This is a genomic window from Paenarthrobacter sp. (assembly GCF_031180005.1).
Taxonomy (GTDB): Bacteria; Actinomycetota; Actinomycetes; order Actinomycetales; family Micrococcaceae; genus Arthrobacter.
Map to the genome: position 1 here is coordinate 70,018 of NZ_JAPSHI010000016.1, position 13,018 is coordinate 83,035.

Sequence of the window (13,018 nt, forward strand, 5' to 3'; positions counted from 1 at the left end):
GCCGGGTTACTGCATCAAGCGAGCACTAGCCGGCGTTGTTGCTCTGCGTCGGCTCATCAGCGCGGATCTTGCCGCCACGCTTCTTATCTTTCTTGTCCTTTTTCGGGTCTTCCTCATCCGGAACCACAACGGTTCCGCCCGGGTTGACCAGGACGGTGACGAAACTCGGTTCGCTTGTACCTGCAAAGGTCAGCCGACCGATGTAGGAGCCAGGCTCCAGGTTCTTCCAGTTCAGTGAGATCTGGCCGGTCTTGCCGTTGGCAAGGCGGATCGGATTCGGCGTCACGGTGGCGTTACCCTGGTTGGCGCCCAGGACGGCGGCGTCAACCGTGGCCTTGGTGGGCTGGTTGTTGGGGCTCGCATAGAGGTTGGCGAACACGTAGTAGTCGCCCGGGGCCGGGTTCGGGACGGACAGAGTCTCGCTGGCCGAGGCCGTTGCGGCCGGCAACTGCTGACCGGTTGGAGTCAGGACCAGCATGTCGAAGTCCGCGGCTTCGTCGGATGAGATCACCGAGAACTTGGCAAGCGCACTGCCCTCGCCAACAGTCACCTTCTTCACGTAGTTGGACGCATTGGTTTCGCCTGCAAACGGGCCGGGAACCAGTTCGACTGCCGAAGAATCAGCCTTGGAGAGACCATCAACGGTGACGCCCACCGGCAGGTTGGTGCCCGAGGTGATGTTGATGGTTCCGGAGCCGTTGGGGCCCGTTCCGGTGAAGGCCAGCGCCTTGTCCGCGATGACGGACTGCGGCCGGACAGCGATCGGCGAGGTAACAGTCTTGCTGGCGCCCTGCCAGCTCAGGGAACCCATGGCGAACTTACCCAAGGCGGCGTTCTTGTTTTCGAACTGCACCTTGAACGTCTTCTTTTCACCGGGAGCCCCGAAGTTCAGCACTGACGGTGTGACCTTGACGTTGACGCCCGGAACGTTCACCGAGGCGCGGTAGAGACCCGGAGTCAGGGCTGTGAGCGTACGCGTGACCTCCACTTTGCCTGCGAGGTTGCCCAGCGCAAAGGAGGGAACGTTCATGTCCCGCGCCTGCGTGGTGCCCAGCCCTTCCATGCCAAGGTCCATGCCTGTGCCCTGGATGAACTTCAGGTAGTCCTCGGTGGTTGCGTCGTAAACGAGGCCTGGCGAGAGGACCTTGGCCGGATCCACCTGCCCGGCGCCGGTGGCGAAGACGTCCTGGTTGATGGCGCCGTTGGCCAGCTTGACCGGACCGGCGGTGGTCATCATTGCGGACTTCACGGTTGCCGGGGACCACTGTGGGTTCTTGGCCAGGATCAGGGCGCCAAATCCGGCAACGTGGGGTGCAGCCATGGATGTTCCGGACAGGAACCCGAAGTCGTCGCCGCCGGTACCGATAGGCGAAACGCCAGCCAGGATGGCAACGCCCGGAGCTGACACGTCAGGCTTGAGCAGGTCCGAGTCCGTGGCAAGCAGCGGTCCACGGGAGGAGAATCCTGCGATCTGCGGCTGTGCCTCAGCGGGCAGGCCCGTGGTGTCGCGGTTCAGCAGGGACACGGTGATGGCCGGGTTGGCCGTGACCTTGTCCTTGATGGTCTGAGTGGCGGGCGGGTTCACGTGGACGGTGGGAACGGCGTGCTTGTCAGTGTCCAGGGACGAATCGGTCAGGTTCACCAGGATCATGCCGACGCCACCGCCGCGAAGGACCTCGGCGCTCTTGGCGGTACGGTCAACAACACCACGGTCACAAACAACAACCTTGCCGGCTACCTTGGCCGGGTCCAGCGAGCCCGGAGCACAGAGCGCCGCGTTGCCTTCACCGCTTGCAGCGTTGGTGGAAAGCACGACGCCGGCCCCGCTCACCTCGCGGTTCATGATGCTCGCTCCGCGGAACTTGCTGCCATCGGAGAACTCAACAGTGCCCTGGAGCTCCTGCGAGAAGGACGTCGCGGCAACCGTGGTCAGCCATGGTGCTCCGTGGTTTACGGTGCTGGCGGTGGGTCCGGAGTTGCCCGCCGAGGTTGCAACGAAAATGCCTGCGGAAGCTGCCGACAGGAAGGCCAGCGAGACGGGATCGGTGGTGGAGGTGGTTGAACCCGAGATGGAGTAGTTCAGCACATCCACACCGTCCAGGATGGCCTGCTCGATCGCATCCACAGAGGCGGAGCCGTAGCAGCCACCCGTGGCAGGATCGGTGTCTTCCCAGCAGACTTTGTAGACGGCGAGCTTGGCGGCGGGTGCGATGCCGCTGGTGGTTCCGAAGCTGCGGCCATCCACTACGGCGTCAACATTGGCGTTTCCCGCTGCCGTGCTGGCTGTGTGGGTGCCGTGGCTGTCCACGTCGACGGGGGAAATGACTTCCTCCGGAGCGCGGTTTTCCGGTGGAACGGTTTCCAGGAAGGCGTCAGCGAAGTAGTGGGTGCTAAGAACCTTGGAGTTGCAGGCGCTTCCATCGTAGTCAGCCCCTGTGTCGGTACCGGGCTGGCATTCGCCGACGAAAGTATCGCCGTCGGCCTTCAGCATTGCGATCTTGCCGTCAGCGGTGCGGTACGGAACGCCTACCTGGGCGTTGCCCACCAGCGGGCCAACAGGCTCACCGGCGAAGAACGGGTTGGACGGGGTGTAGCCGGTGTCGATCACGCCAACAACGGTGCCCTTGCCGGCGTTGTCCTGTCCGCCGTACTGGGTTGCCCAGGTTCCGTTGGGGCCGCTGAGCTTGAGGAAGTCGGTGGTGGAGTAGTCCGCAGCGTACTGCGTGTCCGGTGCCACCATGAGGACCTTGGGGTCCTTGGCAAGGTTGATCGCCTGGTCTGCCGTCAGGTTGGCACTGAAGCCGTTGACGGCGGTGGTGAAGTCGCGCTCGATGGTGACGTTCTCCTGCTGTGCAACTTCCTGCTGCTTCTGCTGCAGGTGCTGCTGGTATTCCTTCACCTCAGCGCTGTCGGCGTCGAGTTTCTTGCCTACTTCGGGCTTGGTGGGCGCAAGCCCGGCCGTGCCGCCGTCGTAGGTAGCTGCAGGCTTTTCGGCCAGGACCACCATGTATCGGCCGTCCTTGTAGGCGCTGGGGTCAAGGTTCTTCTTGGCCACGCCTGCAACATTCCCGGGCGTCTCCGGGGCGGGAGCGGCCTGGGCGGGCATCGCCATCGACGAGAGCAGCAACGGCAGGCCAACGGCGAGCGCCGCAGCCTTCCGAAGTCCCCCGCTTCTGACGAAGCTCTTTCCTTGTGATTTCACGAGTGGTTGCACCTTTCACTGAGGGAGGTCCGGGCTCCATCGCCCGGGCCTGTCAACTTTTGGTTGGTTGAACCTTTGACAGTTCCTGTCAAAGCCGCGCAACCAGCCGAGTCACAGAGTACCTAGCGAGAGCCAAATATGACATAGAGCACATTTCAGGTTTTTTGTCTTGTCACAGCAGTCCGGCCGCTTAACAGGACACCCATACTCATCTGCGCCACACAACAGCGTCGGCGACACCCATATTTGGGTGTCGCCGAGCCGTTTCCGTGGCATCAATGAATCTGCGAGTCGCCCCTACCCCCGAGGGGTCACCTGGAGCCGGTCAAAGGAGACCTGGACACCGTCCTTGTCCAGGACCACCACATCATCACGACCGTTCTTCACGTCCGCGGGAAGGATGAACTCCACGGTGTTCTCCGTGGTGGGGAAAATCCAACCAAGGCGGTAACCCTTCTTGTTGAGGTACACGTAGTACCACTGCCCGTGGTCGAGCCCCTTCAGCACAACCTTCTGGCCCGTCCGGTACTTATCCGCAGTACCCAGCTCAAAGGGCGGCGTGCCCAGATCCTGGCTGGCCACGGCAGGTTCAGTGCCCGGCTGTGCTGGCTGGACAGTCAGCTCAAGGGGATCACCCGATGCCGATGCGGCCGCTTCCTGGGAACCGTTCCTGGCCGTCACGTCAAAGCTGACAGCGCCCAGCTTGCCGGCTGCCACCTCTGATTCCGTCAGCAGGTGTGTACGGGTTGCGCTGACTGTGGCACCCGCCGCGAGCGTGGCTTCCGATATGCCGGCACTGGGTGCTTCGAGCCCCGTCACCGCTACGTTGCCGGCGTTGCCCACGGTGTAGGTGTACGTCACGGGATCGCCGACGCTGGCGAACCGGTCTCCGTCAGCGTCGCTCCATTCTGCGGAGACTGTCGCCTCCAGCATGACGTCACGGACCTTCAGGTCCACTTCGCCGCCATTCACCGGATAGGTCTTGGTGGTTTGGCCCGCAGAGCTGACCTCCCAGGTGGTCTGGGGGACAAAGAAGCCCTGATCGGCTTCCTCGGCGGTCACCGTGTGGCGTGGGGTGGTGCACTGATAGCTCTGCCCCGAGGGGAGCACCCCGTAGCGGCAGTTGCCCGGTCCTTCCGGGAGGAACGGGCTGAAGTTGCCGGCGGTCGGAACCACTTTCTCCACCAGCGGGCTCGTGTTCTTCACCGTGAAGGTATACGGGACCAGATCGCCGGCCGCGTACGGCTGGGTTGCAAGATCACGCCCGACGTCGGCACGCGCCCCGCTGATGTCGGCCGTCAGCAGGCCGTCCCGCAAAGCGACTGCAGCGCCAGTGAACGGCACCGTTGTGGTGAGCGACGGCGTCGTACTGGCTGTGATGCTGAAGCTCGCCTCCGGCGCGAAGTAGCCGCGTTGGACGTCGGCAGCCGTGATCACGTGTTTGGCGGTGGTGCAGTTGTAGCTGGCACCTGCGGCCAGGTTGTTGAACCGGCAGTTGGGGGCCGACGGCGGCAGGAAACCGGAGTCGAACGTCCCGGAAACCGGTACCGCGTTGGCCGTGACGTTGGAGGTGCTCTTGACGTTGAGGGAGTAGCTGAGGGTTTCGCCCACCTGGTACGGGTTGGCCACCACATCGCGGGACGGAGCTGAGCCAGTGATGGTGAGCCCCACCTGCGGGGCTACCGGCACAGTCGCCGTGAAGGTGAACTGCGAAACCCGGCCATTCGCCGTCGTGAAGGCTGCGTTAAGGTTCCGCGGGCCGCTGGCATTCGCCGGCGCGGTGAGCGCCACGTTAACGGTCACCGAGGAACCAGGGGCTACATCCGGAACCGGCACCGTGGTAGCTGACCAGCCACTGGGGGTGTAAATGGTGGCGTTGGCACCGGAAAGCGTGGTGGCTTCCTGGTTGGTGACGGTCACTGGCACCTGCTGGGTGGCCCCCGGCGCGGTGGTGACAGCAGGGACAGACAGCGGAGCGCAGGCATAGTTCAACCACGCGTCGTCGAACTTAGCGAACGGCATGTTGTCCGTGTAGTTGCCCTCATAGAGCACGCCGAATTTGCCTGCTTCCAACCGGGCCACCGTGGAGTAGGCGGAGAAACCTGCCCGAATGGTACGGACGCCCGGCCACGTCGCGCCGTCGTCACAAGAGACGCGCGCCGAGACGTTTTCCCGTCCGGTCTTGGAGTTGGCGTTGGTGAAGATCAGCTTCCTGGCGTCGGCCGAACCCTGAGCGGCATCCGGGAACATGCGCGCGATGGCGCCGTTGTTGGCCGGGTCCGGCAGTTCGGTGTCCTGGGTGACGGGACCATACGTGGCACCGCCGTCCGTGGAAATGGCCACCTTGCGATAGCCCTGGTTGGCGTTGTCACGCGAATTCAGGAGCACGCGGCCATCAGAGAGCTCAACGGTCTTGTTCTCATCCATCCTGTCGCCCACATTGGCGCCCTTATGCCAGGTTGCACCATGGTCATCGGAGTAGACGCTGTAGGCCTGGATCTTGTTGGTTCCGTCAGTCTGGCGGATATCACCGGCGTACTGCTGGATGAGGCGGCCCTTGTACTGGCCGTACTTGAGCTGGATTCCCTCACCCGAGGAAGCGAAGTTGGAGCGGATATCACCGGCCACAGGGCTGGTCTTGCTGGTTCCGGGCTTGGTGACATTCGTAATGAGCCGCGGCTGGCTCCAAGTAACGCCACCGTCCGAGGACTCGATGACCGCCGAGGAAATCACTGACCGGTCCGAATCGTTGTTGCCGAACTGGCTCCCACCGAACCCCTGGTCCTTGGAGTACACAAAGAAGTTGAAGACTTTGCCGGCCTCGGCGTCGTAGATGTAGGAGGGGTCGCTGTAGCCGTATCTGGGACCGCTGGCGTCGCCCACATGTCCGGCGGCAATAACGGTGACAGGTCCCCACGTCTGGCCACCGTCAGTACTGCGGCGCTGGACGATCGAGTTGGGGTTCGGAGCATCCGCGGCAGAGCCCGGACGGCCGTCCCATGATGCGAGAACCACGTTGTTGCCCAGATACGTCAGGGCGGGGATCCGGTAGAAGAAATTGGCGGCGGTGCGGTCGGCGCCGATATTGGCCTCAGTAAAAGTGCCTGGCGCAGCCGCAGGGTTGCTGGGCGGGATGGGGGCGGCGGACGCCGGAAGACCGAGGCCGGCCAGGAGGCCCAGGCTCAGTGCGCCGGCAACGGCGAGTCGGGCGAGCGATGGTGCAGGGGGTGTGGATTTCAAATCCAGTGTCCTTTCGAATCGGCTCCGAGGTGTCACATCACACAGTTCGTGTTACGTGCTACGTCGAACGTCCTACAACCCTATGGTGTGCGGCGTCACATTGCTAGAGATGAACCTGCTTGCCTTTCAACGAGCTGCAAAGCGGTAGCCTCGAAGTGCCACCCGCCGAGCCACTTTTGAGCAGGCCACTTTTAAGCAACGGAGCCGCCGTGAAAATCCTTGTCCCCAACACCATCAAACTGGACCTCTCCGCACTGGAAGACGAGGTCCTCGTGTATCAAGTGGACAAGCCCATCCCCAGCGAGCACCGCGACGCGGAGGTTCTGGTGGCATGGCGGAACACTTCGGACAACCTTGCCGATGCCGCCCGTGAAATGCCCCGGCTCAAACTGGTTCAGACGCTCGCTGCCGGCCCGGATTCAGTGCTGGCAGCGGGCTTTGCGGACAACGTGGCCATCACCTCCGGCCGCTCCCTTCACGATGGCCCCGTGGCTGAGCATGCACTGACCCTAATATTGGCCGCGGTGCGCCGCATGGACCAATTGATGGAGTCCCAGAAGGGCTCCACTTGGAACCAGCCCTATAACGCCGCCCAGTCCGCGCCTGACACTGAGCAGCTTTACACCCTCGACGGCGCCAACGTCACCATTTGGGGCTTCGGTTCAATCGCCGGACGGCTGGCTCCGCTACTGGCCGCTTTGGGCGCGAACGTCACCGGCGTCGCCAGTTCCAAGGGTGAGCGCTACGGCTTCCCCGTGGTGGCTGACGACGAATTCCCGGAAGTCCTGCTCACCACCGATGTCCTGGTCTCCATCCTGCCGGCAACGCCGGAAACCGCGGATGCCCTAAACGAAGACATCCTCCAATCCCTGCCGGACAACGCCATCTTTGTCAATGTAGGCCGCGGCGCCACCGTTGATGAGAACGCCCTGATCGCAGCCCTGGAAGAAGGCAGGCTGCGCGTCGCCGCCCTCGACGTCACCAAGGAAGAACCGCTGCCCGCCGTCTCAAAACTGTGGAGTGCGCCGAACCTGATCATCACGCCACACGTTGCAGGCAACCGCCCCAAGGGAGCAGCCAAGCTAGTCCTGGCCAACATCACAGCACTCAAGGAAGGCGCAGCACTGACCAATCAGGTTGCAGGCTGACGCCAGGCAATCAAATCGATATTTTCATTGCCTCCAAATAGTAAGCATGCTTATGGTAGGTGGGTCCGGGGTGGCCAGCAGAGGGTTTCCATCCCAACACGCAGCATGAACAACGTGAGGAATCGCAATGTACCTGCACACCCAACTTCTCATCAACGAAATCGCAGCTGACGAGCCCGATCCCGCCGCAGCAAACGCCCTCCAGGAAGGCCTCGGCGGACAATTCGGTGAGATGCGCACCATGATGCAATACCTGTTCCAGAGCATGAACTTCCGGGGTGACCCCGCGTCCAAGCCCTACAAGGACCTCCTCCAGGGCATCGGAACCGAAGAGATCAGCCACGTGGAACTCATTGGAACCACCATTTCCCAGCTCCTTGACGGCTCACCGCGATATCAAGGCAAGAAGACCGACCCCGTGGACGAGCCGGGAGCCAAAGGCGCCACACCACTGAACATCGCACTGGACCACAGCAACATCCACCATTATCTGGTGGGCGCACAGGGAGCATTGCCCGTGGATGCCGCCGGCAACCCGTGGAGCGGTTCGTACGTCTACAACAGTGGCAACCTGGTCCTGGACCTGCTGTACAACCTGATGCTCGAATCAACAGGCAGGCTCCAGAAGTGCCGCATCTACGAAATGACGGAGAACAAGACAGCCCGCTCCACCATCGCGTACCTGATCGTGCGGGACCAGGCCCACGAAAACGCCTACGCCAAGGCGCTGGAAAGCCTGGGCGTGAACTGGGGCAAGGTGCTTCCCATTCCGAAGACCAACGCTGAGCAGTTCCCGGAAGTGAAGAAGCTTTTGGACAAGGGTCTGCAGAGCATCCAGTACACCTTCAGCGCGGACAACTTGAGCGAAGCCGGCAAGCTCTTCCGTGGAGCTTCCCCGTCCAACGATGGCACCGAGCTGACCACCGATGTCATGCCGGACGGCTTCCCGATGACCATCTCGCCGGAACGCAAGGAAGAGTTCGCCCCGGGGCTGGACCCCGAACTCCTGGCACTGATCCAAGCCGTTGCCGAGCAGGAGCTACAGGACGCGAACAACCCCAAGGGCGGCTAGCGCAGCTGAAAGCGCACGCAAAAGCGGGCCTGACCTCCACGGAGGTCAGGCCCGCTTTTACGAAAACTATCAGGAGTGCTCGTAGGTCAGGCAGTCGGCGGCTTCGCGGCCGGGCCCAACCTTGACGTCGTGTGCCTCGCACATGAGGTTGTTGTTGTGGACGCACTCGGAGCGCTGGCAGGCACCGACGTGGGCGAGGACCTTGGGAAGGCCGCCCATGGCATTGGTGTCAATGAACGTTGCGCAGGAAGCGTGGTCCTGGCTGCCACCAATGGTGATTCCGAATGCGGTGCAACCGTTGTGGTTGAATCCGCACGTGCCAACGCTACAGGCGGATACTTCGGCAATGTGTTCGGTCATTGTTCCTCCTGGTTTGGATCCTGAAAGGTACTGGCCCTTGAGAGGTACTGGGGCTGAACCCCTGGTGTCCTTCCAAGCTACGCCGAAATCACAACATTTGACCGCTTTGAATAGCGCATTTGTGTGTGCCCTAATCCGCGCCATTCCGCCGAATAACAGCCCTTCGGAGGTTAGGACCTACTTACTTGGAGTGCGCAGTGCGTCGCTGATCCTGGCCCGCGTTTCCTTGTCCAAAGGCGCAGTAACGCGATGCTCCCGAGCGGCTCTGTCCGCCATGATTTTCTGGATGACCATTCGGCCCAGACCTGCAAAAACGGCTGCGGCCACAACGCCCAGCACCATCGATTTCGGTTTCTCAGCCATGCCGCAATCTTAGTGATGACGGACAGCCGCGGCCAGCAATTTCCCCCGCCACGGCGGGGTGTCCTCGCGCAATCCTGCTGAATAGGGTATGTGCCTCGATCCCGGTAGAATGGGTGTGCAAGCTCGCGGAGCGCCCCCCACGCCGTTCAAACATTGCAGTTCACAACGTGTTTAGCCCTGTGCCAAAACGCTGTTTGGATGCGGCTGAACGGCGTGAGACGGCACCTCCGCGGCAGCCTTATTTAAGGTTCACCCAACTCACGCACAGGAGTTACCGGATGCCCCGGATCGTCGTTGACGTCATGCCCAAGCCCGAGATTCTGGACCCCCAGGGGAAGGCCATCGTGGGTGCTCTGCCCCGCCTCGGCTTCAACAGCTTCAGCGCAGTCCGCCAGGGCAAGCGCTTCGAACTGACCGTCGACGGCGAGGTGACCGACGCTATCCTGGCCCAGGCCCGCGAAGCTGCCGAGACTCTCCTGTCCAACCCGGTGATCGAGGATGTTGTCAACGTCGAGGTCGTCGAGGCCTGATATGACGTCGATTCCCCTGATTGGCGAGGCAGTGGCCGTCGCCGCGGAGCCCCGCTTGGCCGGCGCCAAGATCGGCGTCGTGACCTTCCCCGGCACCCTTGACGACCGCGACGCCGCCCGTGCAGTGCGGCTTGCAGGTGGCACGGCCGTTTCGCTCTGGCATGCAGATACCGAACTCGGCGACGTTGACGCCGTCATCATCCCCGGCGGATTCTCCTACGGTGACTACCTCCGCGCCGGTGCCATTTCGCGTTTCGCGCCGCTGATGTCCAAGATCATCGATGCTGCCAACTCCGAGGCGAAGCTCCCGGTGCTGGGTATTTGCAACGGTTTCCAGATCCTGACCGAGTCGCACCTGCTGCCCGGTTCCATGATCAAGAACGACCACCTGAAGTTCATCTGCCGCGACCAGACGCTGCGTGTGGAGAACGCCAACACTGCCTGGACCGTGGACTACACGGACGGCCAGGAAATCATTGTGCCGTTGAAGAACCAGGACGGCCAGTACATCGCTGACGAGAAGACCTTGGATGCCCTTGAGGCTGAGGGCCGTGTGGTGTTCCGCTACGTTGGCTTCAACCCGAACGGCTCCCGCCGCGACATCGCCGGTATCTCCAACGCAGCCGGCAACGTCGTGGGCCTCATGCCGCACCCCGAGCACGCCGTCGAGACCGGGTTTGGCCCCGAGTCTCTTGATGGTGCTCCCCGCGACACCGACGGCCTCGGTTTCTTCACCTCCGTTTTGACCAAGATTGTGGGAGGCGACAAGTGACCACGGAAACCACCAAGAAGTTCAACATCGATACCGTTGAGCACGCTGCCAAGACCCCGGACACGGAACTCCCGTGGGCTGAGCTGGGCCTGAAGCAGAACGAGTTCGACGAGATCGTCAAGGTCCTGGGCCGCCGTCCCACCGGTGCCGAGCTGGCCATGTACTCCGTCATGTGGAGCGAGCACTGCTCCTACAAGTCCTCCAAGAACCACCTCCGCCAGTTCGGCGAGAAGGTCACCGAGGAAATGAAGAAGGACATGCTGGTGGGCATCGGCGAGAACGCCGGCGTCACCAACCTGGGTGACGGCTGGGCCGTGACGTTCAAGATCGAGTCCCACAACTCGCCGTCGTTCGTTGAGCCGTACCAGGGTGCCGCTACCGGCATCGGCGGCATTGTCCGCGACATTATCTCCATGGGCGCCCGCCCGGTTGCCGTGATGGACCCGTTGCGTTTCGGCGCGATTGACCACCCGGACACCGCCCGCGTCATGCACGGTGCCGTTGCCGGCATCGGTGGCTACGGCAACTGCCTGGGGCTGCCGAACATCGGCGGCGAAATGGTGTTCGACTCCGTGTACCAGGGCAACCCGCTGGTGAACGCGCTGGCCGTGGGCGTCATGCGCCACGAGGACATCCGGCTGGCCAACGCCTCCGGCAAGGGCAACAAAGTGGTCCTTTTCGGTGCCCGCACCGGTGGCGACGGCATTGGCGGCGCTTCGGTGCTGGCCTCGGAGTCCTTCGATGACACCAAGCCGTCCAAGCGCCCGGCCGTCCAGGTGGGCGACCCCTTCGCTGAGAAGGTCCTCATCGAGTGCTGCCTGGAGCTCTTCAAGGGCTCACTGGTTGAAGGCATCCAGGACCTTGGCGCGGCAGGTATTTCCTGTGCCACGTCCGAGCTCGCCTCCAACGGCGACGGCGGCATGGAGGTGGAGCTGACCTCCGTCCTGCTGCGCGACCCCACGCTGACCCCGGGCGAGATCCTCATGTCCGAGTCGCAGGAACGCATGATGGCCGTTGTCACCCCGGAGAACATCGCAGCCTTCGAAGCTGTCATGGACAAGTGGGCAGTGGAGTACTCCTGGTTGGGTGAGGTTACCGATACAGGTCGCCTCATCATCACTTGGGAAGGCGAAGTAATCGTCGACGTCGATCCCCGCACCGTTGCGCACGACGGCCCGGTCTACGACCGTCCGTTCGCCCGCCCGGAGTGGCAGGACTCGGTACAGGCCAACTCCTTCACCGGTTCCGTAGAGGACGCCGGCCGCCCGTCCGCTCCCTCGGAGCTCGCTGCAGCCGTCACCGAACTCGTGGCATCACCGAACATGTGCAGCAAGGACTGGATCACCAAGCAGTACGACCGCTACGTTGGCGGCAACACTGCCATGGCTTTCCCCGACGACGCCGGCGTAGTCCGCGTTGACGAGGAAACCGGCTTGGGCGTTGCCCTGGCAACCGACGCCAACGGCCGCTACACCTACCTGGAGCCGTACCAGGGTGCACAGCTTGCGCTGGCTGAGGCCTACCGCAACGTTGCCACCTCGGGTGCTGTTCCGATGGCCGTCAGCGACTGCTTGAACTTCGGGTCCCCCGAGGACCCGGATGTCATGTGGCAGCTCGCCGAAGCCATCCGTGGTTTGTCCGACGCCTGCATGGAACTCGGCATCCCGGTGACGGGCGGCAACGTCTCGCTCTACAACCAGACCGGTACCACGCCGATCCATCCCTCCCCCGTGGTGGCAGTTCTGGGCAAGCTTGACGACGTCGCCCGCCGTACGCCGTCGGGCTGGCGCGAGGACGGCCAGGCCATCTACCTGCTGGGCACCACCGCAGCAGAGCTGGACGGTTCCGAATGGTCCAACCTCCGCGGACACCTTGGAGGTTTGCCCCCGAAGGTGGACCTCGCAGCAGAGCGCGCGTTGGGCGAAATCCTGATCAACGCTTCACGTGACGGCATGGTTGACGCAGCCCACGACCTCTCCGAAGGTGGCCTCGCAGCAGCCTTGGTTGAGTCCTCGCTGCGCTACGGTGTCGGCGCACGCATCGCCCTTGAGGAGCTCATGGAGCGCGACGGCGTGGACCTGTTCACCGCCCTCTTCTCCGAGTCGCAGGCCCGGGCCATCGTGTCCGTCCCGCGTTCCGAAGAAGTCCGTTTCAAGGACATGTGTACTGCCCGCGGCTTCGCCCACCTCCGGATCGGCGTTGTTGACGCTGCCGGCGGAAAGCTGGAGATCAACGGCGTGGACGAGCTCTCCCTGGACGCTCTCCGCGAATCACACGAAGCCACTTTGCCGAAGTACTTCGGCTAAGAGCAGGCAATACGCGGGGTCACTT

General features: G+C 62.9%; 9 protein-coding genes. 5 read left to right on the forward strand and 4 right to left on the reverse strand.

Annotation, left to right across the window (positions count from 1 at the left end; genetic code table 11):
- Positions 1-25 precede the first annotated feature (25 nt).
- Positions 26-3,112, reverse strand: coding sequence for a S8 family serine peptidase (locus RIF72_RS13050; RefSeq protein WP_375164227.1), 3,087 nt, complete (start codon positions 3,110-3,112; stop codon positions 26-28).
- A 387-nt stretch (positions 3,113-3,499) separates the two neighbouring features.
- On the reverse strand, positions 3,500-6,442 hold the full coding sequence (locus tag RIF72_RS13055; RefSeq protein ID WP_309075303.1) for an exo-alpha-sialidase: 2,943 nt from the start codon (positions 6,440-6,442) through the stop codon (positions 3,500-3,502).
- 209 nt (positions 6,443-6,651) lie between these two features.
- Here RIF72_RS13055 and RIF72_RS13060 point away from each other — a divergent pair, with 209 nt between their 5' ends.
- Positions 6,652-7,590 (forward strand): phosphoglycerate dehydrogenase, encoded by a 939-nt coding sequence (locus RIF72_RS13060; RefSeq protein ID WP_309075304.1) that lies wholly within the window; start codon positions 6,652-6,654, stop codon positions 7,588-7,590.
- A gap of 127 nt (positions 7,591-7,717) precedes the next feature.
- Positions 7,718-8,662 carry a manganese catalase family protein gene (locus RIF72_RS13065; protein WP_309075305.1) on the forward strand — a complete coding sequence of 315 codons (945 nt, stop codon included), beginning with the start codon at positions 7,718-7,720 and terminating at the stop codon, positions 8,660-8,662.
- Between the two features lie 69 nt (positions 8,663-8,731).
- On the opposite strand, the gene RIF72_RS13070 is transcribed toward RIF72_RS13065, so the two are convergent.
- Together RIF72_RS13070 and RIF72_RS13075 are read right to left on the reverse strand one after the other, a co-directional pair.
- On the reverse strand, positions 8,732-9,022 hold the full coding sequence (locus RIF72_RS13070) for a DUF1540 domain-containing protein (protein ID WP_054808888.1): 291 nt from the start codon (positions 9,020-9,022) through the stop codon (positions 8,732-8,734).
- Positions 9,023-9,199: 177 nt separating this feature from the next.
- Entirely contained in the window at positions 9,200-9,385 is a 186-nt protein-coding gene (locus tag RIF72_RS13075; protein WP_017198376.1) for a hypothetical protein, read from the reverse strand.
- A 278-nt stretch (positions 9,386-9,663) separates the two neighbouring features.
- Here RIF72_RS13075 and purS point away from each other — a divergent pair, with 278 nt between their 5' ends.
- The 3 genes from purS to purL are packed head-to-tail and all read left to right on the forward strand — an operon-like array spanning position 9,664 to position 12,993.
- Positions 9,664-9,915, forward strand: a complete 252-nt coding sequence (gene purS, locus RIF72_RS13080) for a phosphoribosylformylglycinamidine synthase subunit PurS (RefSeq protein WP_011773385.1) — start codon at positions 9,664-9,666, stop codon at positions 9,913-9,915.
- A gap of 1 nt (position 9,916) precedes the next feature.
- Complete coding sequence (gene purQ, locus RIF72_RS13085) at positions 9,917-10,687, forward strand: phosphoribosylformylglycinamidine synthase subunit PurQ (RefSeq protein ID WP_309075306.1); 771 nt, start codon at positions 9,917-9,919, stop codon at positions 10,685-10,687.
- A complete protein-coding gene (purL, locus tag RIF72_RS13090; protein ID WP_309075307.1) occupies positions 10,684-12,993 on the forward strand; it encodes a phosphoribosylformylglycinamidine synthase subunit PurL in 2,310 nt (769 codons plus the stop codon). The genes purQ and purL overlap by 4 nt, the downstream gene beginning before the upstream one ends.
- Positions 12,994-13,018 lie beyond the last annotated feature (25 nt).